Source organism: Isoptericola sp. NPDC056573, from assembly GCF_042793335.1.
In the GTDB taxonomy this organism is placed as follows: Bacteria; Actinomycetota; Actinomycetes; order Actinomycetales; family Cellulomonadaceae; genus Isoptericola.
The window spans coordinates 213,817-238,334 of the sequence record NZ_JBHTUY010000001.1 but is presented as its reverse complement, the minus strand read 5'-3'; the positions used below and the strand labels follow the sequence as shown (position 1 = coordinate 238,334).

26 protein-coding genes and 1 tRNA gene are annotated in these 24,518 nt (G+C 75.4%); 17 read left to right on the top strand and 10 right to left on the bottom strand.

Annotation, left to right across the window (positions count from 1 at the left end):
• Window positions 1-60: 60 nt before the first annotated feature.
• Window positions 61-966 carry a 16S rRNA (cytidine(1402)-2'-O)-methyltransferase gene (gene rsmI, locus ACFQ8E_RS01135; RefSeq protein WP_430548725.1) on the bottom strand — a complete coding sequence of 302 codons (906 nt, stop codon included), beginning with the start codon at window positions 964-966 and terminating at the stop codon, window positions 61-63.
• Window positions 967-1,001: 35 nt separating this feature from the next.
• On the opposite strand from rsmI, the gene ACFQ8E_RS01130 reads away from it, so the two are divergent.
• The 8 genes from ACFQ8E_RS01130 to ACFQ8E_RS01095 all read left to right on the top strand — a co-directional run bounded on the left by ACFQ8E_RS01130 (window position 1,002) and on the right by ACFQ8E_RS01095 (window position 8,937).
• Window positions 1,002-2,807: a dolichyl-phosphate-mannose--protein mannosyltransferase gene (locus ACFQ8E_RS01130; RefSeq protein WP_430548724.1), complete on the top strand. Its 1,806-nt coding sequence runs from the start codon at window positions 1,002-1,004 to the stop codon at window positions 2,805-2,807.
• A gap of 180 nt (window positions 2,808-2,987) precedes the next feature.
• A complete protein-coding gene (locus ACFQ8E_RS01125) occupies window positions 2,988-3,692 on the top strand; it encodes a SipW-dependent-type signal peptide-containing protein (protein WP_430548723.1) in 705 nt (234 codons plus the stop codon).
• A 97-nt stretch (window positions 3,693-3,789) separates the two neighbouring features.
• The gene (locus tag ACFQ8E_RS01120; RefSeq protein ID WP_430548722.1) at window positions 3,790-4,857 is read left to right on the top strand and encodes a hypothetical protein; all 1,068 of its coding nucleotides are present in this window, start codon (window positions 3,790-3,792) and stop codon (window positions 4,855-4,857) included.
• Entirely contained in the window at window positions 4,854-5,483 is a 630-nt protein-coding gene (locus tag ACFQ8E_RS01115; protein ID WP_430548721.1) for a signal peptidase I, read from the top strand. The genes ACFQ8E_RS01120 and ACFQ8E_RS01115 overlap by 4 nt, the downstream gene beginning before the upstream one ends.
• Window positions 5,483-6,379, top strand: a complete 897-nt coding sequence (locus ACFQ8E_RS01110; RefSeq protein WP_430548720.1) for a hypothetical protein — start codon at window positions 5,483-5,485, stop codon at window positions 6,377-6,379. The genes ACFQ8E_RS01115 and ACFQ8E_RS01110 overlap by 1 nt, the downstream gene beginning before the upstream one ends.
• Window positions 6,376-7,008, top strand: a complete 633-nt coding sequence (locus ACFQ8E_RS01105) for a hypothetical protein (RefSeq protein ID WP_430548719.1) — start codon at window positions 6,376-6,378, stop codon at window positions 7,006-7,008. Before ACFQ8E_RS01110 ends, ACFQ8E_RS01105 begins: the two co-directional genes overlap by 4 nt.
• A gap of 73 nt (window positions 7,009-7,081) precedes the next feature.
• Window positions 7,082-8,275: a sensor histidine kinase gene (locus ACFQ8E_RS01100; protein WP_430548718.1), complete on the top strand. Its 1,194-nt coding sequence runs from the start codon at window positions 7,082-7,084 to the stop codon at window positions 8,273-8,275.
• Window positions 8,272-8,937 (top strand): response regulator, encoded by a 666-nt coding sequence (locus ACFQ8E_RS01095; protein ID WP_430548717.1) that lies wholly within the window; start codon window positions 8,272-8,274, stop codon window positions 8,935-8,937. The genes ACFQ8E_RS01100 and ACFQ8E_RS01095 overlap by 4 nt, the downstream gene beginning before the upstream one ends.
• 15 nt (window positions 8,938-8,952) lie before the next feature.
• Here the strand turns inward: ACFQ8E_RS01095 and ACFQ8E_RS01090 are convergent, their stop codons facing one another.
• The 3 genes from ACFQ8E_RS01090 to ACFQ8E_RS01080 all read right to left on the bottom strand — a co-directional run bounded on the left by ACFQ8E_RS01090 (window position 8,953) and on the right by ACFQ8E_RS01080 (window position 12,797).
• Entirely contained in the window at window positions 8,953-10,428 is a 1,476-nt protein-coding gene (locus tag ACFQ8E_RS01090) for a family 20 glycosylhydrolase (RefSeq protein WP_430548716.1), read from the bottom strand.
• 131 nt (window positions 10,429-10,559) lie between these two features.
• A complete protein-coding gene (locus ACFQ8E_RS01085) occupies window positions 10,560-12,242 on the bottom strand; it encodes a hypothetical protein (RefSeq protein WP_430548715.1) in 1,683 nt (560 codons plus the stop codon).
• Window positions 12,243-12,344: 102 nt separating this feature from the next.
• Window positions 12,345-12,797 (bottom strand): MarR family winged helix-turn-helix transcriptional regulator, encoded by a 453-nt coding sequence (locus tag ACFQ8E_RS01080; protein WP_430548714.1) that lies wholly within the window; start codon window positions 12,795-12,797, stop codon window positions 12,345-12,347.
• 89 nt (window positions 12,798-12,886) lie between these two features.
• On the opposite strand from ACFQ8E_RS01080, the gene ACFQ8E_RS01075 reads away from it, so the two are divergent.
• From ACFQ8E_RS01075 to ACFQ8E_RS01065, 3 genes are all read left to right on the top strand, one after another.
• Window positions 12,887-13,564, top strand: coding sequence for a hypothetical protein (locus ACFQ8E_RS01075; RefSeq protein ID WP_430548713.1), 678 nt, complete (start codon window positions 12,887-12,889; stop codon window positions 13,562-13,564).
• Window positions 13,565-13,600: 36 nt separating this feature from the next.
• Window positions 13,601-14,143 carry a sugar O-acetyltransferase gene (locus tag ACFQ8E_RS01070; protein WP_430548712.1) on the top strand — a complete coding sequence of 181 codons (543 nt, stop codon included), beginning with the start codon at window positions 13,601-13,603 and terminating at the stop codon, window positions 14,141-14,143.
• Window positions 14,144-14,209: 66 nt separating this feature from the next.
• Window positions 14,210-14,851 (top strand): hypothetical protein, encoded by a 642-nt coding sequence (locus ACFQ8E_RS01065; protein ID WP_430548711.1) that lies wholly within the window; start codon window positions 14,210-14,212, stop codon window positions 14,849-14,851.
• A 74-nt stretch (window positions 14,852-14,925) separates the two neighbouring features.
• On the opposite strand, the gene ACFQ8E_RS01060 is transcribed toward ACFQ8E_RS01065, so the two are convergent.
• The 3 genes from ACFQ8E_RS01060 to ACFQ8E_RS01050 all read right to left on the bottom strand — a co-directional run bounded on the left by ACFQ8E_RS01060 (window position 14,926) and on the right by ACFQ8E_RS01050 (window position 17,112).
• A tRNA-Ala gene (locus ACFQ8E_RS01060) sits at window positions 14,926-14,998 on the bottom strand.
• 50 nt (window positions 14,999-15,048) lie between these two features.
• Window positions 15,049-16,377, bottom strand: a complete 1,329-nt coding sequence (locus ACFQ8E_RS01055) for a hypothetical protein (RefSeq protein WP_430548710.1) — start codon at window positions 16,375-16,377, stop codon at window positions 15,049-15,051.
• A 93-nt stretch (window positions 16,378-16,470) separates the two neighbouring features.
• Window positions 16,471-17,112 (bottom strand): GNAT family N-acetyltransferase, encoded by a 642-nt coding sequence (locus ACFQ8E_RS01050; RefSeq protein WP_430548709.1) that lies wholly within the window; start codon window positions 17,110-17,112, stop codon window positions 16,471-16,473.
• A 111-nt stretch (window positions 17,113-17,223) separates the two neighbouring features.
• Here ACFQ8E_RS01050 and ACFQ8E_RS01045 point away from each other — a divergent pair, with 111 nt between their 5' ends.
• A complete protein-coding gene (locus tag ACFQ8E_RS01045) occupies window positions 17,224-17,889 on the top strand; it encodes a 5-formyltetrahydrofolate cyclo-ligase (protein ID WP_430548708.1) in 666 nt (221 codons plus the stop codon).
• A gap of 4 nt (window positions 17,890-17,893) precedes the next feature.
• Here ACFQ8E_RS01045 and ACFQ8E_RS01040 read toward each other — a convergent pair whose 3' ends face one another.
• Window positions 17,894-18,445: a CGNR zinc finger domain-containing protein gene (locus ACFQ8E_RS01040; RefSeq protein WP_430548707.1), complete on the bottom strand. Its 552-nt coding sequence runs from the start codon at window positions 18,443-18,445 to the stop codon at window positions 17,894-17,896.
• Between the two features lie 139 nt (window positions 18,446-18,584).
• Between ACFQ8E_RS01040 and ACFQ8E_RS01035 the strand changes: the two genes are divergently transcribed.
• Both ACFQ8E_RS01035 and ACFQ8E_RS01030 read left to right on the top strand, forming a co-directional pair.
• On the top strand, window positions 18,585-19,028 hold the full coding sequence (locus ACFQ8E_RS01035) for a VOC family protein (RefSeq protein WP_430548706.1): 444 nt from the start codon (window positions 18,585-18,587) through the stop codon (window positions 19,026-19,028).
• A 34-nt stretch (window positions 19,029-19,062) separates the two neighbouring features.
• On the top strand, window positions 19,063-19,509 hold the full coding sequence (locus ACFQ8E_RS01030; protein ID WP_430548705.1) for a hypothetical protein: 447 nt from the start codon (window positions 19,063-19,065) through the stop codon (window positions 19,507-19,509).
• A 36-nt stretch (window positions 19,510-19,545) separates the two neighbouring features.
• Here ACFQ8E_RS01030 and ACFQ8E_RS01025 read toward each other — a convergent pair whose 3' ends face one another.
• The gene (locus ACFQ8E_RS01025) at window positions 19,546-22,281 is read right to left on the bottom strand and encodes a penicillin acylase family protein (protein ID WP_430548704.1); all 2,736 of its coding nucleotides are present in this window, start codon (window positions 22,279-22,281) and stop codon (window positions 19,546-19,548) included.
• 104 nt (window positions 22,282-22,385) lie between these two features.
• On the opposite strand from ACFQ8E_RS01025, the gene ACFQ8E_RS01020 reads away from it, so the two are divergent.
• The 3 genes from ACFQ8E_RS01020 to mscL all read left to right on the top strand — a co-directional run bounded on the left by ACFQ8E_RS01020 (window position 22,386) and on the right by mscL (window position 24,229).
• Window positions 22,386-22,745, top strand: coding sequence for an FmdB family zinc ribbon protein (locus ACFQ8E_RS01020; RefSeq protein WP_430548703.1), 360 nt, complete (start codon window positions 22,386-22,388; stop codon window positions 22,743-22,745).
• A 132-nt stretch (window positions 22,746-22,877) separates the two neighbouring features.
• Window positions 22,878-23,693, top strand: coding sequence for an SAF domain-containing protein (locus ACFQ8E_RS01015; protein ID WP_430548702.1), 816 nt, complete (start codon window positions 22,878-22,880; stop codon window positions 23,691-23,693).
• Window positions 23,694-23,806: 113 nt separating this feature from the next.
• Window positions 23,807-24,229 carry a large conductance mechanosensitive channel protein MscL gene (gene mscL, locus ACFQ8E_RS01010; protein ID WP_430548701.1) on the top strand — a complete coding sequence of 141 codons (423 nt, stop codon included), beginning with the start codon at window positions 23,807-23,809 and terminating at the stop codon, window positions 24,227-24,229.
• A gap of 72 nt (window positions 24,230-24,301) precedes the next feature.
• Here mscL and ACFQ8E_RS01005 read toward each other — a convergent pair whose 3' ends face one another.
• On the bottom strand, window positions 24,302-24,508 hold the full coding sequence (locus ACFQ8E_RS01005) for a hypothetical protein (protein WP_430548700.1): 207 nt from the start codon (window positions 24,506-24,508) through the stop codon (window positions 24,302-24,304).
• Between the last annotated feature and the right edge of the window lie 10 nt (window positions 24,509-24,518).

Below are 24,518 nucleotides of genomic sequence, written 5' to 3'. Positions count from 1 at the left end.
AGGTCGCACGGCGAGTTCGGCATCTTCTCCGGCATCCTCGCCGGCATCTCCTCCGGTGGGTCACCGGGCGGCGAGGGCCGCCGCGTAGAGGTCACGCTTGGGCACCCCGGCCGCGGTGGCGACGTCGGCGACGGCGGCCTTGAGCCGCTCCCCCGCGCGGACGCGGGCCAGGACCTCGGGCACGAGGTCCTCGACGCTGGGAGCCGCACCCGCGGGCGCGCCTCCGACGACGACGCAGATCTCGCCGCGCAGCCCCTCGCCGCCCGCGGCGCGGGCGTCGGCCTCGGCGACGACGTCCGCGAGCGGGCCGCGGAGCACCTCCTCGTACGTCTTGGTCAGCTCACGGCAGACGGCGGCGGGCCGGGCGGGGCCGAACGCGTCGGCCATGGCGTGCAGCGTGTCGGTGATCCGGTGGGGCGCCTCGAAGAAGACCATCGTGCGCGGCTCAGCGGCGAGCGCGCCGAGCCACCGCGACCGCTCCCCCGCCTTGCGCGGCACGAAGCCCTCGAAGGTGAACCGGTCGGTGGGCAGCCCGGACAGGGCGAGCGCGGTGAGCACCGCCGACGGACCGGGGGCCGCCGTCACGCGCAGGTCCCGCTCCACGGCGCGGGCCACCACGCGGTAGCCCGGGTCGGACACCGCGGGCATGCCGGCGTCCGACACCACGAGCACGGTGCCGCCGTCCGCGACGACGTCGAGCAGCTCGTCGGCGCGGGCCTCCTCGTTGTGCTCGTGGTACGACGTCACGCGCCCGGCCACGGTCACGCCCAGTCGCGCGGCCAGGGCGTGCAGGCGGCGCGTGTCCTCGGCCGCGACGACGTCGGCCTCCGCGAGCAGCCGGCGCAGCCGCGGCGACGCGTCCTCCGCGTTCCCGATGGGCGTCGCCGCGAGCACGACCGCCCCGGCCTCGGAGTGCGGGGCTGAACGGGTGTCGGGAGACGGCGCGGCGGAGGGCTCGGGGGTCATGGTGACCAGCGTCGCACGCCCCCTACGATGACCCGGTGACCGCCCCCGACGCCGACGCCACCGCCACCGGCGATCCCGCGCCCGCGGGCACGCCACCGAGCCACGCGCGCCACCGCGCGGCCGAGGCCCCGGACGGGACGCCCGCGGCCGACGGCACGCCGGAGCCCCCGGCGCACGTGGCCCCGCCGCCGGCGTTCCCCGGCACCCCGGCACCGCCGTCCCCGATGCCCGCGGACGGCGACGGTCGCACCACGCAGGCGAAGCTGCTGGAGCGGCTGCTCGGCGCGCGGCGCGTCCGGCTCGACCTGCGCCGCCGCGACCGGTTCTGGGGCTGGTTCGGCACGATCGTCGTCACGCTGGTGGCGGCGGCCACCCGGCTGTGGCAGCTGGGGCAGCCGCACAAGCTCGTGTTCGACGAGACCTACTACGTCAAGGACGCGTTCACCCTCGGCCGCCTCGGTTTCGAGGCGCAGTGGCCCGACGAGCCGAACCCGGCGTTCGAGGCCGGCGACGTCCTCACCTACCTCGACAAGGCCGCCTACGTCGTCCACCCGCCGATCGGCAAGTGGATGATCTGGCTCGGCATGGACGCGGGCGGCGGCGCCACCAGCTCCTTCGCGTGGCGGCTGTCCAGCGCGGTCGTCGGGATCCTCGCCGTGTTCCTGCTGGTCCGGATCGCCCGCCGGCTGTTCTCGTCGACCACGATGGGGGTGGTCGCGGGCCTGCTGCTCGCCGTCGACGGCGAGGCCATCGTGCACTCCCGCACGGCCCTGCTCGACCAGTTCCTCATGTTCTGGGTGCTGATCGCGTTCGGCTGCCTCGTCATGGACCGCGAGCAGGCCAGACGCCGGCTCGCGGGCCGCGTCGCCGAGATCCTCGACGCCGGCGGCACCGTGGCGCGCTACGGTCCGCGGCTGGGCTTCCGCTGGTGGCGCCTCGCCGCGGGCGTCAGCCTCGGCCTCGCCTGCGGCACCAAGTGGTCGGGCCTGTGGTTCGTCGCCGTCTTCGGCATCCTCACCGTGCTGTGGGACCTCGCGGCCCGCCGCGCCGCCGGCGTCGGCCGCTGGTGGGAGGATTCCCTCGTCGTGGACGCCGTGCCCGCGTTCCTCACGATCGTGCCCACCGCGATCGTGGTCTATGTCGCGTCGTGGTGGTCGTGGTTCGTGAACCAGGGCGCCTACCTGCGGCAGTGGGCGGCCGAGCACCCCGGCGAGGGCGTCACCTGGCTGCCCGACCCGCTGCGCAGCCTGCTCCACTACCACCAGCAGATGTGGGACTTCCACACCGGGCTCTCCTCCGACCACCCGTACGCCTCGCACCCCCTGGGCTGGATCGTGCAGTGGCGGCCGACGTCGTTCTTCTGGGAGAAGGAGGCCCCCGGCCAGGGCACGTGCCCCGCCGACGCCGCGGAGGCGTGCGCCCGCGCCGTCACGTCCCTCGGCAACCCGCTGCTGTGGCTCCTCGGCGCGATCGCCCTCGTCGCGACGATCTGGCTGGGGATCCGGCTGCGCGACTGGCGCGCCCTCGCCGTCCTGAGCGGCACCGCCGCCGGCTGGCTGCCCTGGTTCGCCTACGCGCCGCCGTTCAGCGACCGGACGATCTTCACCTTCTACTCGATCGTCTTCACGCCGTTCGTGGTGCTGACGCTCGTCTACCCCATGGTCGTGGCGCTGGAGCGCACGGAGGGACGACGGCGCGAGCGCTCGCTCGCCGTGGCGACGATCGTCGCCGTGCTCGTCGTGATCCTTGCCGTGTCGGCGATCTTCTACCCGCTGTGGACGGGCATGCAGGTGCCCTACTCCTACTGGCAGAACGTCATGCGGCTGGAGTCCTGGATCTAGGAGCTCCGGCTCTCACCCACCCCGGCACTGGGGTTTCCCCTAGCAGTGGTCAGACCACTCCCGTGCGCCGCCGAAGACTGGGGACCGTTGCGACGGCGAGTCACCGGACGACGGAGAAGACCTCCACGGCGAGCATCCTCGCGCGATACGCAACGCGACCGCACGAAGGGTGAGGCCATCATGAACACGAGGACCAAGGGGATCGTCGCCGGTGTCGCAGGTGCCGCTCTGCTGCTCGGCGCGGGGGGCACCTTCGCCCTCTGGCACGACCAGGGACAGGTCGCCGGGGGCGTCATCCGCGCCGGCCACCTGAAGGTGCAGGCGGAGGAGACGCAGTGGTTCGACGTGTCCCCCGACGGCGGCGACACCCAGGACCTGTCGGGCGAGGTCGGCCAGGGGCTGCGCTGGGACGTCAACTGGCTCGGGCAGGAGCAGTCGCTCCCGATCGGTGTCACGACCGAGTTCCGGAGCCTCGACGCGGACGGCACGGGGGCCGGCACCAGCGACGTCGTGGGCCACCAGGTCGACCTCGGCACGTGGCAGGCGGTGCCCGGCGACTTCGTCCTCGGACGGACCCGGGTGATGGCCCACGCCGAGGGCGACAACATGGAGGCCCGGGTCTCCGTGCACGGCGGCAACCTCGAGGGCGAGCTCGCCCAGGGGCTGGGCCTGAAGTTCTTCGTCACCGACCGGGACGGGAACCTCCTCACGGGCGAGGCCCAGGACGTGTCCCAGGCCACCGACGTGCCCGTCCCGGGGTCGGGCACGCAGGAGCTCCAGGTGTTCGTCCTCGGGAACCTGCCGCGCGAGATCGACCGGCAGGACCTGACGGGCGCCGAAGCCGTCCTGCAGGACATGAACGTGATGCTGGAGCAGGTCCGCTGACGGCACCCGCCACCTGACGCCTCCCGGGCCCGGCGACCACCGCGGCCCGGGAGCGCGTCGGCGGCACCCGCTGCAGACCCTCTGAAGGAGGCTCCCCATGAAGCGCGCAGCCAGCCTCGCCGCCGGCGCCCTCGCCGGCGCCCTGCTCCTCGGGTCGACCGGCACCACCACCGCGGCCTGGCGGTCGGAGGCGCCCGTCCCCGCCGCGACCCTCGCGGCCGGCGACCTCGACGTCACGCTCGACGTCGCGGACGGGTCCCCGGACCCCGGCACGATCGAGCCGAACGGCGAGCTCACGGCGTCCTACGACCTCGGCACGGCGATGCGCGGGGACAACCTCGACGCGGTCCTGCGGCTCGCGGTCCCGGCCTGGCGCGACAGCACGCTCCTCGAGGTCCTCGAGATCTCGGCCGTGGTCGAGCAGGACGGCGTGGAGGTGGCGACCGGGACGCTCGACGCCGAGGGCGCGTTCCGCTTCGACGGCGCGCCCGACGTCCCCGTCGAGCTCCCGCACGACGCCGCCGGCGCGCTCACCGTGACGCTCACCGTGGCGATGGACCCGTGGGCGGGGAACGCCTACCAGGGCCTCCGGCTGGAGGACGGCGACCTCGTCGCGGACCTGTGGCAGGTCCGGGCGGGCGAGTCGGTGGACGACCGCGAGCGCCTGTGGAGCGACTCCGCGGCGGTTCCCGCGCCCCCCGTCGTGAGCGGCTCCCTGGACGTCGAGGTCGACGCGGCCCCGCGCGCCCGGGAGGACGACGCCGCCCGGTCGGACGACGAGGCCGAGCCCGACACCTCCGACGCGACGGCCGGCACCGAGCAGACCGACCCGGCCGAGGCGCCGGACGACACCGCCCCGGAACCCGAGCCGAGCACGGAACCCGACGCGGAGCCCGAGCCTGCGGAGACCTCGCCCGCCGAGCCCGAGCCCACCGAGCCCGAGCCCACCGAGACGTCCGACGGCGGACCGTCGGACGCCGGCGAGGCTGACGCCGAGCCGGAGCCCGAGTGGGCCGACGACCTGCTCGACCTGCTCGACCGGGCCGGTCTCGACGAGGCCGCCGTCGACCCGGACGAGCTTCCCGCCGAGGTCGAGGAGTGGGCCGAGGCCCAGGGGATCGCGCTGGACGACGTGCGCGCCTGGCTCGAGGGGAGGGCGTCATGACCACCAGCACGGGGCAGGCCCCGGCCGTCGGCACGACGTCGTCCCCTGCACTCCGGTCGCGCCCCGCCGGGCGCCCGCGGCGCGTCCTCGGGAGGATCGCGTCCGTCCTGCTCGGCGCCGTCATGGTCGCCCTGCTCGCGCTGGCCGGGGCCGCCGTGGTCGTCCCCAAGGCCATGGGCGCCACCCCGCTCACGGTGCTGACCGGCTCGATGGAGCCGGCGCTCTCCCCCGGCGACGTCGTGGTGGTGCGCCCGGTCGACCCGGCGGACGTCCAGGTGGGCGACGTCCTGACCTTCCAGCCCGTCTCCGGCGACCCCACCCTGGTGACCCACCGGGTCGTCGGGATCACGTGGGGCGGCGACGGGGCTGCCGGCTTCATCACCCGCGGCGACGCCAACGGCGCCGACGACGACCCGATCGTCGCCGACCAGGTGCAGGGCCGCGTCGTGTACTCGATCCCGCTGGTCGGCCACGTGACGAACGCGTCGTGGGCGCCCACGGCGGTGAAGGTCGCCGCCGTCGGCCTCATCCTCTACGGCGTCGTCGCGGTCGTGACGCCCGACCGCTCGCGGGGCACCCGCCGTCGCGCGGAGCGGACCACCGACCGAGAGCAGGGAGCATCGTGATGACCAGGAACCGCACCCGGGCCCTCGCCCTCGCCGTGGTGCTCGCCGCCACCGGGGCCGTCGCCCCGTCGGCCTCCGCCGTGGTCGCGGCCTCCGCGACCGCCCCGGCCACGATCGTGCGGGCGGACGCGGCGAGCCCGGTCACCCCGGAGCACGACACCGACGGCACGCCCCTCGTCCGCCTGACCGGCGCCGTGACGCCGGGCGACGCGATCCTCGTCGACGGCTCGCTGCTCGGCGAGGTCGTCGTCGTCCCGGGCGACTCCGGCCGGGCGGTGCTGCGGGTGCGCAACGACGGTCCGACCGCCGGCACGCTCACGGCGAGCGTCGTCGACGCCGTCGCCTTCCGCGACGCCGGCAATGCGAGCTGGGCCGACGACTCGTTCTACGACGACCTGACCGTCAACGGGGTCCCCGCCACGCAGCTGGAGGGCCGCCGGACGGTGATCCACGAGGTCGCCCTGGACCGGGGGGCCACCGTCGACATCCCCGTCGACTACGCCTTCCCGGTGGAGGCGACGAGCGGCAACCGCGCCTTCGTGGGCGAGCGCGTCTTCACGTTCGACCTCCTGCTCCGCATCCTCGGCGACACCCCCGACCCCGACGCACCGGGCGACGACGCACCGGGCGACGACGGTCCCGGCGCGGTCCCCGGCGACGACGGACCGGGGTCGGGCACCGCGGACCGCAGCACGGCCACCGGCGGCACCGGGACGACCCGCACGGCCACCGGCGACGCCGGCACCAGCGGGCTCGTCGCCCGCACGGGCGGTGCCGCTCTCCAGGCCGACCCGCCCTGGCTGCTCCTCGCGGGCGCGCTGCTCGCGCTCACCGCGGCGGGCGCCGCCCGGGCCCTGCGCCGCCACCGGGCGACGTCCCGCGAGGTGCCCGAGTGAGACGAGGGGTGCGGGCCCTGCTGGTCGCGGTCCTCGCGCTGTCGCTCGGCGGCGCGGCGACCGTGACCTGGCTCGGGCTGCAGGGCGGCGACACGTGCGCCGCCGCCCAGCGCGACCTCGACGGCCGGTGCGTCCGCCTCGACGCCCGGCCCGACGTCGCGGGCGCGGACCTGCGCCCGACGGGCGGCCGGTTCCAGGCACCGGCCCAGGACCTCGACGTCCCCCTCACCTCGATGTCCGCCACGGGCGGGGCGCTCGACCCGCCCACGCTCACCGAGGCGTTCGAGGTCCGGGACCCGGAGCGGACCTCGGCCGAGGGCAGCCGGCCCCGGCTCGTGGCCGTGCACGCCGTGCGCGACGGGCGCGCGCCCGGCAACGCGTTCTTCGAGCCGGGGGCGCACGACCCCGTCGTCACGGTCTCCCCCGGTGACGAGCTGCGGGTCGACGGCGTCACCTACCTCGTGGAGAGCACCGAGGTGCTGAGCAAGGCCGACGCCGCGGCCTCCCCCGACGTCTGGGGCCACCGCCCGGACGGCGAGGCGCGCCTCGTCGTGCTCACGTGCCTGCAGCGCGCAGGCAGCACCGGAGCCGCGCGGGACAACCTGGTGATCCACGCCGTGCGCGCCTGACCAGGCCGTGGACGCAGGACGGACGGCAGTCGCTCCGGTTGCCTGAAGGCGACCCCCCTGTCGACGATGAGGGGTGGTCCGAGACGCGGAGCGGGACGAGCGTCGTGCCTTCGCGCTCATCGCGATGACCGGCGTCGCGCTGATCGCTGTCGTCCCGGCCGCCGAGCTCGCGCTCTGGGAGATGGAGGGCATCGCGCCCGTCGACAGCACCGGTGCGCCGGTGTTCGGGCAGCCCGAGCTGGTGTTCGTCGTCCGCGTCACCGCCCTCCTCGTCGGTGGAGTCGTCGTCGCGAGCGCGCTCGCGGCGGCGCTGCTGCTCAGGCTGCACATCCTGCACTGGTCGCGCGGGGCGCGGATCGCCCTCGTCGTCGGCCTGAGCCTCGGGATCGGGGCCACCCGCACCGGAGCGGTGTACCTCGGCCTGCCGCAGGGCGCGTCCACCGAGTTCCTCGTCGTCGAGACCGTGCTGGCCACCCTCGAGGCGTCCTTCGCGATCTCGATCGCGCTCTACTACGTGGGCACCCGTCGCCGCATCCGGGACGAGGAGCGTCGCCACCTGGAGGAGACGCAGCGCACCGAGCTCGCGCGCATCGAGGCCGAGAAGGAGGAGCTGCGGGTGCGGCGCGAGGTCTCCCGGGAGCTGCACGGGGGCCTGCAGCAGCGCCTCGTCCTGGCGATCCGGGAGCTGGAGAGGGTCCGCGACGAGCTGCGGCACGCCGGACAGGAGAGCGCGGCGCGCTCCGTCGAGGCGGTCTCCGAGGCGCTGGACGAGTTCCGCGAGTCCGAGGTGCGCACGGTGGCCCACACCCTGTACCCCCTGGCGGGCGACTTCGCCCTGTCCGCGGCGCTGCTGCTCCTCGCGGACCGGCTGCCGCCGACGGTCCGGATGGACGTGCGCTACGAGGGCGTCGCCGACGCGCTGCTCGCCGGGTACGACCTGCCCCCCGCGGACCGGGTGATGCTGTTCTCCATCGTCGAGGAGGGGGTCAACAACGCCGTGCGGCACGGGCGGGCCGGTGTCATCGACGTCGTGGTCCGCGGTGACCAGAGCGCCGACGGCTGGGGCACCGCGCTCGTCACGGTCGACGACGACGGCGTCGGGATCGACGGCGAGCCGGAGCTCTCGGGGATCGCGCGCCTGCGGGCACGGGTGCAGGGTCGGGGCGGGGAGCTCACGCTCGGCCCGTCACCCGCGGGAGGGGCCAGGCTGGCCGCCAGGCTGCCGGTGCTCGTCGTCGCGTCGCCCGGGGCGGAGAGCCGACGATGACCGCCGCCCCCCGCACGCTGCGTGTGGCCGTCGTCGAGGACGAGGCGATGGTGCGCGGCCTGGTCCTGGCCCTGTTGCGCGGGCAGCCCGGCATCGAGGTCGTGGCCGACGCGGCGGGCCAGCGCGCGGCGCTCGACGTCATCCGGCCGGCCGAGGCCGACGTCGCCCTCCTCGACATCGAGCTCGAGGACGGCAACGGCATCGCCCTCGGGCGCGCCCTCCAGGAGCGGGACCCCGCGCTGCGGATCCTGCTCGTGTCCAGCCACAACCTCCTCGCCCTGGTGCGCTCGATCAGCGCCGCCGCCCCGACCGCGTGGAGCTACCTGTCCAAGCGGTCGTCGGCCCAGCCCGGCGAGCTCGTGCGGGCCGTGACCGCGGTGGGGAAGGGCCGGGTCGTGATCGACCCGGCCCTGGTGAGCCGCTCGGTGCCGCGGTCGGACACGCCCCTGGCGCTGCTGTCCGTGGCGCAGTTCCGGGTGCTGCAGCTCGTCGCGGAGGGACGTGGGAACGGCCGGGTGGCCGCCGAGCTCGGCATCACGCCGAAGGCGGTCGAGGCCCACCTCACCAGCGTCTACAAGCGCCTGGACCTGCCGGACGGGGCCAACAACCGCGTCGCCGCGGTGCTCGAGTTCCTCCGGCAGTCCGTGCGCCCCGGGGCCTGACGGCGCTCCCCTCGCTCAGACGGTCGGCCAGTCGACCTGCGGGGTCTGGTGGAACGCCCACCCGCCGGCACGCCAGGCGGGCGCCTGCGCCGCGGTGCGGGCACGGAACCCGTCCCAGTCCTTGCGCTCGGGAGCGGTCCAGGCGACCTCGGCGACGGCGCCGAGGCGCGGCAGCAGCATGGAGAACAGCTCGTCGCGGGTGGTGATCGTCTCGGTCCAGACGGCGGCCTCGACGCCCTCGACGGCGTCGGCGGGCAGCCCGTCGATGACGGCGGTCGGCTCCCAGTCGTACGAGTCGCGCAGCTCGACGTACCCCGCCCAGTGCAGGCCGAGCTCGTGCTCCGGCGTGTACTTCATGTCGAGGTAGGCGTGGTTCCCGGGGGACATGATGAACCGCGCGCCCGCCTGCGCCGCCGCGACGAAGCGCGCGAACTCCTCGCCCTTCGGCTCCCAGTACTGCAGCAGCGTGCCCGGCTCGACGGGGCCGCGCGCGCCCTCCTGCCAGAAGATCGGCGTCTTGCCGTGCTCGCGCACGATCCGGGCAGCGAGCTCGACGAACCTCGCGAACTCCTCGACCTCCATCGTGTGCACCTCGTCGCCGCCGACGTGCACCCAGTCGCCGCGCGTCATGGCGGCGACGTCGCCGATGACGTCGCGCAGGAACGGCTCGGTGGCCGGGTTGTCGAACCAGAGCCGGGAGAAGCCGACCTCGATGCCGTCGTACGGCTCGGTGGGCAGGCCGTCCTTCGTCAGCGCCCCGTACACCTGCGTGGCCGCGTTGATGTGCCCGGGCATGTCGAACTCGGGCACGATCGTCACGAACCGCGCCGCCGCGTACTCCTGCAGCTCGCGGAAGTCGTCCACCGTGAGGAACCCGGCCGTGCCGCCCCCCACCTGGCTGTCGGACGCCTTCTCCAGCTCGGGGCGCGACGGCGTCTCGATCCGCCAGCCCTGGTCGTCGGTGAGGTGCAGGTGCAGCACGCGCAGCTTGAACGCGCCGACCAGGTCGACGACGGCGCGGATGTCCTCGGGCCCGAACCAGTGCCGCACGACGTCGAACGAAAGCCCGCGCCAGCCGTACCGGGGGGCGTCGTGCACGACGACGGCGGGGACCTCGCGCGCAGCACCCGCCTCGCCCGCGGCGGGGACGAGCTGGCGCAGCGTGCGCACCGCGTGCAGCAGGCCGACCGGCTCGGGCGCGGTGGCCTCGACGCCCGCCGTCGTGACCCGCAGCGTGTACCGCTCGGGGTTGTCGGAGCCCTCGGGCCCGGCGGCGGCGTCGAGCCGCAGCACGACAGGCGTGGCGCCGTCCGCCTCGGCGGGCTCCTGGCCCGGCACGGTGTCGACGACGCGCACGCCCACCGCCTCGAGCTGCTCGGCCGCGACGACGGCGAGGGCGTCGTCGGGCACGACGAGACGGGCGACGTCCAGGGCGAGCGGGGCGGCGTCCTGCCCGTCGACGACGGTGGGCCACGGGATCAGGGACAGCACGATGATCGGTCTCCAGGGGCGCGGGCCGACGGCACCCGGTCGGCGCCGACGGAGGATCGAAACGTTACGTTAGCGATCCTGCCGAATCGGCCGAACCCCTGTCAACGACGCCGCGCGACGACCGCCGCCCGTCAGGAGGTGGCGATCAGCACCGGTGCGGGATCGGACGGCACGACCGGCCCAGTCACCCCGGACGCCGGACCCGACCACCCGAGGTGCACGCCGTCGGGCAGGTCGGCGCTCACCTGGTTCCACACCCACTCCCCGGTGGTGGCGCCGCCGGTCAGGTCGGCGAGGACGAGCGTCTCCACCTGGGGCACCGAGCGCAGCAGGGACCGGTCGGGCACGGACTCCGGTCGCGTCTGGTGCACGACCAGCAGGGCCGGCGGAAGGCCCTCCCGCGACACCAGGTCGGCCAGGTAGGTGGTCACCTCGCCGACCTCGGCCGCCGTCATCTGGTGGGACGTCGTCGCGGCGCCGTCGCCGACCCGGGCCTCAGGGTGCAGGGCGACCCCCACCCCGGGCGTCCGCAGCAGCGCCTCGGCCGCCCGCACCTGCTCGACCACCGGCGCGGTGCCGGCGCCGACGTCGAGCAGCACGTACACCCCGGCGTCCCGCGCCGCGTCGACCAGCGGGCGCAGGGACTCCACGTCGTCCTGCGTCACCCAGTCGCCGTCCTCGCCCGGGCCGCTCGCGGTCGCGCTGACCGGCAGCACGAGCGTCGGGACCACGGGGTCGTCCGCAGCGTCGTCCGGCGCGTCCTCGCCCGGCGCGTACGCGGCGGCCGCGGCCTGTGCGCGGGCGACGGCGGCGGCCGGGTCGTCCCAGACCGTCGCGTCGACGGCGACATACCGCGCCGGCAGCAGGTGCTGCGAGCCGGTGGGCAGCAGCGCGGCGCGCTCCGCGGCCGCGACGCGCCAGGCGAACGTGCCGGCGTCGCCGAAGGACCGCCCCACCCCCACGACGGTGAGCGCCTGCGCCCGGTCCACGGTCTCGACGACGCGCCGGGACGCGAGGTCACCGCCGCGCACCTCGGTCGTCACGGCCCCCGCCGCACGCAGCGAGGCGATCGCGGCCTCCTGCCCCTCCTGCGGGTCGACCAGCGCCAGCACCTCGCGCAGCAGCCGCGGCGCACCCTCGGTCCCCCTCGACGCGGACGGGGAGGCCCCCGGGCCCCCGCCGAGCAGGGAGTCGAGGCGATCGACGAGATCCTCCAGGTCGTCGTCCTCGAGCGTCGGGCCCGCGCCGTCGCCCTCGGCCTCCTCGCCGTCCTCGCCGCCGACGACGTCGGGGCTCACCGTGATCGCCTGGACGCCCGCGGCGTCCGCGACCTGGCGCGCCGCCGCACCCGGGTCGGCCTCGGCGTCACCGTCGGGAGCCTCCGAGGCGTCCGTGCCGTCGGCGTCGCCGTCGCCCGGTCCCGCCTGGTCACCCGTGACGACGACCGCCGCACGCGCACCGAGCCGCTCGATCTCCTCGGTGACGCCCGGCCCGGCGCCGTCGGCCAGCAGGGCCGGGGCGTGCAGGGCCACCGCCGCGGCGGCCAGGGCCTCCCGCGCCCCCGCGTCGTCCGCGTCGGCGAGGACCACGACCTCCGAGCGAGCGAAGACCGTCTGGCTCGTCGTGAGCGCGAGATCGGCCGGGTCGGCGGCGTCGAGGAGCACCGTGTGCGTGGACAGGTCGCGGACCGCGACGGCCGGGGCGCCCGTCGACGGGCTCGCCGCCTCGCCGGGCGGCGAGGCCGCGCAGCCGGTGAGGGCGAGTGCACCGGTCAGGACGACGGGCAGGACGAATCGGACGTTCCGGAGGGGCACGCCCCTCATCTTTGCGCATCCACCGACCGCTGGTCGACGGCCTCCACGACCTCGCCACACCCGCGCGGCAGGACACGCCGGACGGTCGGGACGCCGCGCCGGTCAGGAGCCGGCGAGCAGCACCATGATCTCCGCGTACTGCCGCCGCTGGGCGGCGGAGAGCGGCGCGAGGAGCGCCTCCTGCACGCCGTCGAGGACGCCGTCGAGCTCCCGGAGCACCGCGAGGCCGGACGGCGTGACCGACACGATCTTGCGGCGCCGGTTCGTCGCGTCCGCCTCCCGCCGCACCAGGCCGCGGTCCTCGAGCTCCCGGAGCGCGCCGGTGACGTCGCTCCGGTCGATGCCGGTGTCCCGCCCGAGGTCGGCCTGACTCTCCGGCCCCCACTGCTCGAGCGCGGCCAGGAGCCGGTAGTGGTAGCCACGCAGACCGTCGCCGTGCTCGGCGAACGCGCCGGCGAGCAAGGCGGACGACCGCGCCGCGGCGCGCCCCAGCAGCCACGTCGGCCGATCCTTCTGCCGGTCGGGCGTGCGGCGAGGAGGGAGTGGCTCGCGCATGCCCCGAGCCTAGCTGGATGTTGGGACGACCCACGGTTGATGTATGTTGGTCGCACCAATCTTGGACGTCCCAACAAAGGAGCAGGACGATGAGCGACAGGACGATGAGCGACAGCACGACGCGGGTCCTCGTGGTGGGCCGCAGCGCCCGAGCCCTCACCGAGACGGTCGCGATGCTGCGCGCCCGCGGCATCGCGGCGAACGCGACCAACCAGTTCGACCGGGTGCTCGAGGACTACGACTCCCGCGACCTCGACCTCGTGCTCTTCGGCGGCCAGGTGCCGCCTCGGCAGCGCGAGCTCCTGGAGGCGGAGCTGCTCCGTCGCAACCCCGGCGTCCGGTTCCACAGCGGGCTCGGCGGCATGGCGCCGCTGCTCACCGCCCAGGTGGAGCAGATCGTCGGCGGCCCGGTGCCCGGCGTCGAGCACGACGCCGAGGCCCGCGAGCTGCACGTCACGCTGGCCGACCCCGCGCACGTCACGGCCACGGCACTCTGGGCCGTGCCCGTCCCGCCCGACCCGGTCCCCCACGCCGTGGCGCTCGTCGACGCGGACCTGCCGGCCGGACGGCACGCCGTCCCGGTGCCGCCGGAGGTGCCGGCGCACGGCGCCTTCGCCGCCGTCCGCATCGACGACCGCACCGCCGTCGTCCGCCTCGGCGCAGCCCCGCGACGGGCCGCTGGTGGCACGGTCGGCGCGCCGCTGCCCGCACCCGAGCCGGTGACCACCCGGCTCCCCTGGGAGGCGCCCGGGTCCCGACGGTCGTGAGCAGGCGATGTCGCACCCGCCCGGCACCATCGGGGGATGCCGAGCGACCTCCTCCTGCGCATCCACGGCCCCGAGTTCCGCACCATGTCCGAGCGGGTGCTGCGCGCCACCGAGCTCACCTCCCGCCTCAACGTGCTGCCGTTCGACGACGAGGCGGGCAAGGCGGAGCTGTTCGAGCAGATCCTCGGCCGTCCGCTGCCGTCGAGGACGACGATCTACCCGCCCTTCTACACGGACCACGGGCTGAACCTCGACCTCGCCGAGCGGGTGTTCGTCAACCAGAACTGCACGTTCCTCGACTATGCCGGGATCCGGCTGGCCGAGCGCGTCATGGTGGCGCCGAAGGTCACGTTCATCACCGTGGGCCACCCGGTCGACACCGACGACCGCAGGGTGTGGCTCACCGGCGGCCCGATCGTCGTCGAGGAGAACGTGTGGATCGGCGCCGGGGCCACCGTCCTGCCGGGCGTGACCATCGGCCGGGACTCCGTGATCGCCGCCGGGGCCGTCGTCGCCGACGACGTGCCGGCCCGCAGCCTCGTCACCGGCGGCAAGGCGACGGTGCGCCGCCGCTGGTGAGGACCGACCGGGGTGAAAAGCGGTCCGGCGGTTGAGGCCGTCCGCCCCCGTTCCTACGCTGCAGAGGTGTCCGAGGCGGGCCAGGACGTCGACAGCACCTCGCGCCGGCGCCTGCGCCGCGAGGCGTGGGGCTTCGCCGTCGGGTCGCTGTGCTTCCTCGTCGGGGCGCTCCCGCCCTACGCCGACGCGGTCGGCGAGGTCGGGGCGGGCGTCACGTTCGTCGTCGGGTCGGTGTTCTTCACCGCCGCCGCGGTCGTGCAGCTGAGCCTCAGCGGCCGGCGCCCGCCCCGCAGGGGCACGCACCCCGCCGACCGGTGGGACTGGTGGGCCGCCGCGGTCCAGCTCGTCGGCACGGTGTGCTTCAACGTGAGCACGGTCGCTGCCCTGGCCGCGTCCGTCGCGGACCCGGGACGGCTCGGCGCGGGCTGGAAGCCCGACGCGTACGGCTCGGTCGCGTTCCTCGTCTCGTCGGCGTGCGCGATCGTCGCGACCCGCGACCGCGGGCACCTGTGGGACCTGGACGCCCGGACCTGGCACGGCACCTGGCTCAACGCCGTCGGCTCGGTGGCGTTCGCCGCCTCTGCCGTCGGGGCGTACGTGGAGCCCTCCACGGGCACCTACCTCAGCGCGTGGTGGGACCAGGCCGGGACGCTCGCCGGCGCGCTCTGCTTCCTCGTCGCGGCACTGCTCTCGCGTCGCACGGCCTGACCCGCGGCGGGTTCGAAAGGCGCCCGGGAACGACGACGGCCGCCGCACCAGGTGCGGCGGCCGTCGGCCTTCGGTGGAGCTAGGGGGATTCGAACCCCCGACCTTCTCATTGCGAACGAGACGCGCTACCAACTGCGCCATAGCCCCGAGAGCGGTGCCAACATTAGCACCCGGTCACCGCAGGTCGCCAAATCGGCTCAGCCCGCCGCGCGACGCCGGGCGAGGATCTCGTCCAGCGGCAGGCCGAGGGTCTCGGTGCGCGGTCGCGGCTCGTCCGCCGCTGCCAGGTCCGTCGTGCCGTCGGCGGTCGACGACGCGGCGCCCAGGGTGCCGGGAGCCCGCTCGGCGACCGGTGCCCCGGCGGGCGTCGCGGTCGGGCCGAGCGTCGCGCGGACGGTCGCGGCCAGCGCCGCGCCGCGCGCGGCGTCGCCCGCCGGGAGCGTACGGCCTACACCCGGGGCCGCGAGCGGCCGCGGCTCGCGCCGGGGGGCCGCCGGCTTCGTGACGTAGGTCGGCAGGGGCACGGGCACGGGCTCCCACGGCTCGCTGCCGACCGGCGGCGGCCCGGCGGGCGCTCCGTCACCCCGCTCCCCCGGGTCGACGACGACGACGGGCTCCGGCGTCGCCGCCGGCTCGTCGGCGCGGACGTCGAAGACGAGGCGCTCCGACGACGCGGCGGCGCGGCGGACCGTGACCGGCTCGGGCTCCGCGCTCTCCTCGCCACGGGCGTCGGCGGCGGGGACGGTCGCGCGCGGGCCCGGGGAGGCGGGCTCCGTGCGCCGCGTCGCCCGCGGGGAGGTGCGGGCGGCGGACTGGTCGGCGGGCGCCGCCACGCGCGGGATGAGCTGCGTGTGCGTCGCCGACGGGCGCACCGCGTGGCCCGTCACCCGGGGGCGGTTGCGCGGCGCGTGCGGCCCGCCGTTCGCGAGCGCCCGCGCCTCGGTCGCCTGCCGCTGGGCGGCCTTGCGCTCCGCGACCCACCGCGCGTCGGCACGCCGGGCCTGCAGCACCGCGACCCGGCCCAGCACCAGCACGACGAGCAGCAGCGCGGTGGGCGCGGCCCCGGCGTACCAGCCGACCAGGCCGAGGCCGACGACGACCCAGCCGCCGATCGTGACAAGGAGCAGGAGGACGGTCAGCAGGAGCCGACGGCGTGCCCTCGCGGCGCGCTGCTCGAGCAGGGCGAGGCGGGACTCGCGCGGTCGATCGTCCTGCCCCGTGGCGCGCGGGGCCGTCAGGGCACGCGACGCGCCCCCGTCGTCGTCCAGACCCATCGGTCGCTCCCCTCGTCCGCCCTCCGACGACGTGCCGGGCACCAGCAGCGGCGTCGCGCCGCCGGTCGGGGTCGTCACCCCGCGCGTGCCGCCCGCACCCGCCACCGCCAGCACCCGGAGCCCGCCGGAGAACCTGTCCTCCACCCGCGCGTCCTGCAGCTGCTGGCGGTGCCGCAGCCGGTGCGGCACCCAGAAGCCCAGCCACAGGACGAACAGCGCGAGCACCGCGAGTCCTGCCGCCGACGTTTCCACGTCACGACGGTAGGGGACGCGACGACGCCGCGGACGCACGCCGTCGCGGCGTGTCCGTGGTCGGGTCGCGGGTCCGGGACCCGCGCGACGGCGTCAGTCGCCGTCGCGCACCTGCTGCCAGCGGGCCAGGAGGCCCTCCGGCACGTCCTCGGTGGTGAGGGCGAAGGTGCGGTGGTCGCGCCACCGGCCCTGGATGTGCAGGTAGCGCTCGCGCACGCCCTCGTCGCGGAACCCGAGCTTCTCCACGACCCGCAGGCTCGGGGCGTTCTCGGGGCGGATGTTGATCTCGATGCGGTGCAGCCCGAGCATCGCGAGGCAGTAGTCGCCCGCCATCGCGACCGACGTCGGGATCACGCCGCGGCCCGCGACGTCGCGCGACACCCAGTACCCGATGCTCGCGGAGCACAGGGAGCCGTAGACGATCTGCGACACGGTGAGCTGCCCGACCAGGGCGCCGTCGAGCTCGACGGCGAACGGCAGCGTCGTCCCGGCGCGCGCCTGCGCGGACAGCGCGCGCAGGTAGTCGCCGAACGTCGACGCGGCGGGCCGCTCCCCCGGCGAGGTCGCCTCCCACGGCTCGAGCCAGCTCGCGTTCGCCGACCGCAGGCGCAGCCACTCGGGGCCGTCCTTGCGGCGCAGCGGGCGCAGCACGACGGTGCCCGAGGGCCCGTCCTCGCGCAGCGTGACCGGCCAGGGCCGGGACACGGCCCATCCCCGGGCGAGCTTGTGCGTCATGCCACCTCGTTCCGTCCCGACGCTCCACCCCTGCCCGCGGGCCGGAGCCGTTCTGTGCGTCTCCGGCGCGCGCCGGGAACTCCCCGGACGGGACCCTGCCACAATGGCCCCATGCACGGCGACCGCAACGGATCGAGAGCACACCAGCCCTACCCCGTCGTCGCCGGGATGGAGGCCGCGGACGCCAAGGAGGAGCTCCGCCGGGCCATCCGCGCGCACCGCGCCGAGCGCTCCCCGCGCCTGCGGGACGAGGCCGCGCACGCCTTCGCCGAGGTCCTCGCCACGGTGCCCGCCGTCCGCGACGCCGCGGTCGTCGCCACCTACGTCTCGCGTCCCACGGAACCGGGCACGCACGTCCTGCTGGAGCGGCTCGCCGCGCGCGGCGCCCGGGTGCTCCTGCCCGTGCTCGGCGCGGGCCTGGCCCGCGACTGGGCCGAGTACACCGGCCCCGACGACCTGCTCGAACGCGCCCCGGGACGGCCGCCCGAGCCGAGCGGACCCGCCCTCGGAGCCGAGGCCATCACCCAGGCCGACGTCGTCGTGGCGCCCGCCCTCGCCGTCGACGACCGCGGTGTCCGCCTCGGCCAGGGCGGCGGCTGGTACGACCGGCTGCTGAAGATCCGCCGCCCGGGCGTGCCCGTCGTCGCGCTCGTCTTCCCCGAGGAGCTCTACGACTCCGCCACCCACCCGCTGCCCGCGGAGGAGCACGACGTGCCCGTGCACGCCGTCGTCACCCCGGACGGCTGGCGGGAGCTTCCCGCCGTCGGCGAGGCCTGACGGTTCAGGCGTCCACGCCCGCGCGCCGGCGCGCACGGTAGGCCGCCGCCTTCATCCGGCTGCCGCAGGTGGCCATCGAGCACCACTCGCGGCGCCGCCCGCGGGAGTGGTCGAGGTAGACCTGCGTGCACTCCGGCCGCCCGCACTCGCGCAGCAGCGCGGCCGCGTCCCCGCCCACGATCTCGACGGCCTCGCGCGCGAGCTGGGACAGCACCTGTGCGGCGCTGCCGACCCGGGACCATCCCGCCTCCGTCAGCACCGGGGTGAGCGGAGCGTGCGCGGCGTACCGGTTGACCGTCCCGACCGCCTCGGCGGGCAGGGGGCGGTCCAGCAGGCGCGCCCGGACCAGCGCGTAGATCGCCTCGCGCAGCTCGACGGCGTGCCGCAGGTCGCCCGCGTCCGACGCCGGGGCGCCGTCCAGCAGGCCCGATTCCACGCACCAGGCGTCGAGGTCGGCGACGGACGCGAGCTTCTCGGTGGGCTCGTCGTTGCGGCGCGCGCGGAGCGTGCCGACGAAGTCCAGCGCCGGCGTGCCGCAGGGGAAGGCATGGATCACGTCACCATCCTGGCCGGTGACGAGATGGCCCGCAAGTCGAGCACGGCGTGATCATCACCACTTTGACAGGTGACGCGACCGAGAGCAGAGTCGTCACCAGTCAGACCGGTAACGCCGGTCGCCGAACCGGAGGAACACCATGGAGCTCACGCTCGAGATCGTCGTCCTGCCCGTCTCCGACGTGGACCGGGCCAAGGACTTCTACACGGGGCTGGGTTTCCGGCTCGACGCCGACTTCCGCAGCGACCGCGGTCTGCGCGTCGTCCAGGTCACGCCCCCGGGCTCCGGGGCGTCGATCATCTTCGGCGAGCACCTCACCGACGCTGCCCCCGGCTCGCTCCAGGGCCTGCACTTGGTCACCACCGATATCGCCGCGGCCCGCGAGGAGCTCCGGGGCCGCGGCGCCGACGTGAGCGAGCTGTGGCACGACGCCGACGGCGTCTTCCACTGGGCCGGGGACGCCCACCGCGTGCCCGGGCCGCACCCGGCTGCGGACAGCTACGCCACCTACGCGTCGTTCGCCGACCCGGACGGCAACGGCTGGGTGCTCCAGCAGGTCGTGACCCGCGCGCCGGGCCGCTGACACCAGCCGCAGCCGAGAACCAGGAGATCCGACCATGACCACCGCACCCCGCCTCGACCGCGCCGACCGGGACGCGCTCGACCGATTCCGCGAGGCCGACCGCCGGGCCGGCCGGAGCCTCTCGCCGGCGGTCGTCGACGCGTTCGAGCGCCTCACGCCTCGTCAGCTCGACGCCCTCCTCGCGGCCGACGGCAGCGCCGGCGACAGCAGCCGCGACACCTCGGAGGGGGGTCGGGCCGACGACCCGCCCGGCCCGCACGGCCTCGTGCGCCGCTGGCTGCGCGGCCCGGGCCGCACGGCCGTGGCGCTCGGGGTGGCGTTCGTCGCGGCGACCGCGACCGCCGTCATCGGCATCACGCTGCTCGAGGACTCCGGGAACCCGCCGGCCGCGACATCGGGACAGGTCACCGACGCGCGCGACCTGGCGCAGCAGCTCGCGTGGGCCGACGCCTACGGCGACGCCTTCGCGGACGACTTCTGACCCCGGCGCCGCGGTCAGGGACCCGCCGCGGGGCGGTCAGGGGACGAGCGTCGTGCGCGTCTCCGCCGCCTCCTCGACCGCCTCGCGGGTGAAGGGCCACGCGAACGTCCTCCCCGCGGCCCAGTCGTCGAGCTGGTCGTCGTAGTGCGACGACGCCGGGTGGCCGGACACCCCGGTGACGGTCACCCACGTCGACGCGTCCAGGTCGGCCAGGTCCACCACCATCCGCATGGACGGGCCGGTCGTCACGGCGAAGCTGCCCGTGCCGGCGTCCCACCCCGTGGCGTTGACGATGGACGAGCCGCCGGGCATCCGCACCGGGTCGGGGTTGACGAGGTCGCGCACCAGGGCGGGCACGCCCTCGCCGCCGATCACCGGGTGCTCGAGCTGCAGCGTGTGCAGCGTGCCCCAGTCCCAGTCGGTCGGCTCCTTCGACAGCTCGACCGTGAGGTCGCGGCGCGCGCTGGTCAGGGCGCGCGTGAGGATCTCGTCGCGCGACTCGACGACGTTCGCCGTCGTGCGGTCGTCCCAGAACGCGTCCTCGGACCGGTCGAGCATCGACTTCACCACCAGGAGCCACTGCGACCCGCCGTCGGGACGCATGCTCGGGGGCAGGTCGTCCCAGAACGCCTCCTGCAGGAGGTTGCGCCACACCGCGGCGAAGTACGCGGCCGCCGGGGAGTCCGCGTCCATCCGGTAGTCCCAGTCCGCGAGCAGGTCCTGCCCCGCCGCGACGTAGGAGTCGTCGAGGTCGATGTCGAGCAGCGTGGGCACCAGGGCCTCCGCGAACGCCGACCAGTCGTCGTTCTGGATGCGGTTCATGTCCTCGGCCGTGAACGGCCTGCCGGCCGCGATCTGCTGCGAGAGCAGCGTGCGGATGCGCTCCGAGCGGTACCCGTAGTCCCAGTCGTCCGCGAGGTACGGGCGCGTCCCGTCGCGCAGCACGGCCTGGTTGGCCGCGACGACGAAGCCCTCCTCGGGGTCGAGGGCGCGGGGCATGTCGTCGGCGTCCACCCAGCCCTGCCAGTCGTAGCGCGGGTCCCAGCCGGGCCGCGGCCAGGTGCCGTCCGACGGCACGGGGCCCTTCACCTCGGACCGGACCGGGATGCGGCCCGGCGCCTGGTACCCGATGTGCCCGTCCGTCGTGGCGAACACGATGCTCTGGGCCGGCACCTCGAACAGCGCGGCCGCGGCACGCACGTCGTCGGCGTCCTTCGCCGTGTCGAACGCGAAGACGGCGTCGGCCGTGCGGCCGGGCTGCAACGCCGTCCACTGCAGGGCGACGGCGTACTCGCCGAACTCCGTACCCTCCGAGGTCGGCGAGCCCACGACGTCGCCGACGTCGAGCACGTCCGAGACGATCGGGCCGTGCTCGGTGCTGCGGACCGTGAGGTCGACCGGGGTGCCGCCCGCGACCCGGATGGTCTCCTCGCGGGTGTCGAGCTGCTCCCACTGCTCCGCGCCGGCGTCCTTCAGCCACGTGTCGCCGCGCACCCGCTCGATGAAGAAGTCGGTGACGTCGGCGCCCATGTTGGTCAGGCCCCACGCGAGGTCGCCGTTGTGCCCGATGACCACGCCCGGGAAGCCCGCGAAGGAGAAGCCGGCGACGTCGAACGGGCACTCCGCGGAGACCTCGTTGCAGTGCAGGCCCACCTGGGACCAGATCCCGGGCGCGGACAGCGCGAGGTGCGGGTCGTTCGCGAGCATCGGCTCGCCCGACTCGGTGTGCTCCCCCGACACGACCCACGAGTTGGAGCCCGCCGCGTCGCCCCTGCCGACCAGCACCGGCACCGCCTCCAGCACGCTGCGCGTCGACTCGACGGCGGCGCCCAGCGCAGCGGTGGCCTCGCCACCGCCGCCCACTGCGCGGCCCGTGAGGGCCGACGTCAGCTCGGCGTCCGTCCCTGCGTCGGTCCCTGCGTCGGCCCCGGCGTCGTCACCCTGCTTCTGCGCCGCGGGGCGCTCGTTGGCCAGGTCGCGGTTGCGCAGCACCGGCCGGTTGCCGCTCTCCCCGTACGCCGGGAAGAGCTCGTCGACCAGGTCCGTCTCCCCCAGCGTGCTGTACGCCAGGGCGCGATCGAGCTCGCTGTCGTAGTTGCCGCGCAGGTCCCAGGCCATGGCCTTGAGCCAGGCGAGCGAGTCGACCGGGTCCCACGGCTCCGGCTCGGCGACGTCCACGCGCGCCCCGAGCACGGTGTACTCGACGCCGAGCTCCTCCGGGTCGCGGCTCTCGAGGTACGCGTTCACGCCCTGCGCGTAGGCCTGCAGGTAGTCGCGCGAGTCGTCCGAGATGAGGTGCCACTCCTGCTCGGCCACCTGCCGCCACCCGAACGTGCGGGTCACCTTGTCCGCCTCGATCGCCGCCGGGACGTCGCCGACCAGCTCGGCGAGGCGGCCGGACGTCACGTGGCGGCGGTAGTCCATCTCGAAGAAGCGGTCCTGCGCCTGCAGGTAGCCCTGGGCGCGGAACAGGTCCTCGGGGTTGTCCGCGTAGACCTGCGGCACGTCCTGGGCGTCGCGACGCACCTCGACGGCGGCGCTCAGACCCGGCACCTGCTGCGAGCCCTTGTGGTCCGGCAGCGGCCGGCGCAGCGTGACGACGGTGAAGACGGTGCCGGCCACGAGAGCCAGCACCACGACGACGGCGACACCGACGACGGCGCTGCGGAGCCGCGAGCGCCGGCGGGGTGCCTCCTCGGTCTCCGTCACGTCCTGGGAGGGGTCGGGGTCGGACGGGTTTCCGGGCTCTGCAGGGGTGACGGTCGCTGACACGCAGGCGAGACTACCGTCCGGCGTATGATTGGCACTCGCATCACCTGAGTGCCAGCATCCCGCCGTCCCGGCGAGGGTGCCGGCGTCCGCCCCGAGGAGATCACGTGCCCACCTATGCGTACCGGTGTGCCGACTGCGGCCACGCCTTCGACGTCCACCAGTCGTTCACGGACGACTCGCTGACCGTCTGCCCCGAGTGCGGCGGGACGCTGCGCAAGCAGTACGGCTCCGTGGGTGTGACGTTCAAGGGATCGGGCTTCTACCGCACCGACTCGCGCTCCGGGTCGGGCAAGGGCTCCAGCTCCTCCGGCAGCTCCTCCTCGGCGAGCAGCTCCACCGGCAGCTCGTCCGGCAGCTCGTCCGGCAAGGAGTCCTCGAGCGGCTCGTCCTCGAGCGGCACGTCGAGCTCGTCGAGCACCTCGTCGTCCGGGTCGTCCAGCACCTCCAAGGCCGCCTCGTCCTGACCGTCCGGCGGCACCCTGCCGACGACGACGCCGCGGCGCTCCCGAGCGTGGACGCTGCCCCCAGGCCGGCGTGGTCCACAGGCCTGCGCACCACGCCGACGCGCGGAGGCCGGGCGACCTAGCGTCGCCGGCATGCCGCTGCTCGACACGCTCCCCCGACCCGCCGCCCGCCGCGGCCCGGAACCACGGGCCGGGTCCGCGCGCCCGCCGGAGCCGGGCGGCCCGGGAGGACGACGCCGGGCCGCGCGCCGGCTGCGGTCCGTCCTCTGGCGAGCACGCTTCGTGCTCGCCGCCGCGTGCTGCGGCCTCGCGGCCGCCGCCGTCGTGCAGGCCGTGCGGCCGGCCCCGCCGCCCACGCTGGACGTCGTCGTCCCCGCCCGCGCGCTCCCCGCGGGCGAACCCGTCGCCGCCGCGGACCTCACCACGGTGGCCGTGGACGTCGCCCTCGCCCCCGACGGCGTCGCCACGGACCCCGCCGAGCTCGTCGGGCGCACGCCGGTGACCGCGCTGCCCGCCGGGCTCCCCCTCCACCTCGGGCTGCTGCCCGGTGGCGGCGTGGTCGCGCAGGCCCCGCGGGGGACCGTCGTGGTTCCCGTACGGCTGGAGGACACCGCGGCGGGCTGGCTGCGTCCGGGCGACCGCGTCGACCTGGTCCTGACCGGCGAGGCCGCGCGGGCCTCCGGCACCGACGACACCGACGACACCGACGACACCGACGACACCGACGACACCGACGACACCGACCCGGACGACGCCTACCTCGCGCGCCGGGCGCTCGTCCTACCGCAGCCGGCCGCCGCCGAGCCGGCCGACGGCGGCCTGCTGTCGGGCGCGACCAGGACGCCCCAGGGCGCCGACGTCACCCTCGTGGCGGTGACCGAGGACGAGGCCCCAGGGCTGTCCGCCGCCTCCGGGTGGGGCACCGTCGGAGCGGTGCTCGTGCGGTGACACGACCACCCCTGGCGTTGCAGCCCGCCGCATCCCCCGCGAGAATCGGCGACCGTCAGTCCACGCCTGGTTCGCCCGGGCGCACACACCACAGGGGGAATCACGTGAAGGGCATGCTCGCAGGCTTCAAGGAATTCATTATGCGCGGGAGCGTCGTCGACCTCGCCGTCGGCATCATCATCGGCAGCGCGTTCACGGCCGTCGTGACGGCGATGGTCGACAACATCCTCAACCCGATCATCGGCGCGATCTTCGGCAAGCCCGACCTGACCAACCTCTGGGACATCACGCTGCGCGGCCCGCACGACGGCATCGGCGCCTCGGTGCTGTCGGTCGGCGGCTTCCTCGACGCCGTCCTCAGCTTCCTCATCGTCGCGGCGGCGCTGTACTTCGCCATCGTGATGCCGCTGAACAAGCTCGCCGAGCGCCGCGCGCGCGGCCAGGAGGTCGAGCCGGAGCCGCTGGCGCAGGACACCGTCCTGCTGCAGGAGATCCGCGACCTGCTCGCCGCGCAGTCCGGCCGCTCGCAGTACTGACCCCCGCGATACCGCCACGCGCCGCCGGCCGAGCCCGTCGAGACCTCGTCTCCGGCCCGACCGGCGGCGTCGTCAGCGTCGGCCCCAGTGCGGCGGCACGTCGCGCAGCAGGCGGTCGTCGTTGTCGTCGTGACCGCCACGGTCGTCGGCGGTCTCGCCCGGCACCGTCTCCCGCTCGGTGCCCTGCCGGACCACGCGGCGACGCACGCGCCTGCGCGGGACCGCCGCGTCCGTCGGGCCGCCGGTCTCGGGACGCGGCTGGTCGGAGGATTCGCTCACCCGACCATTG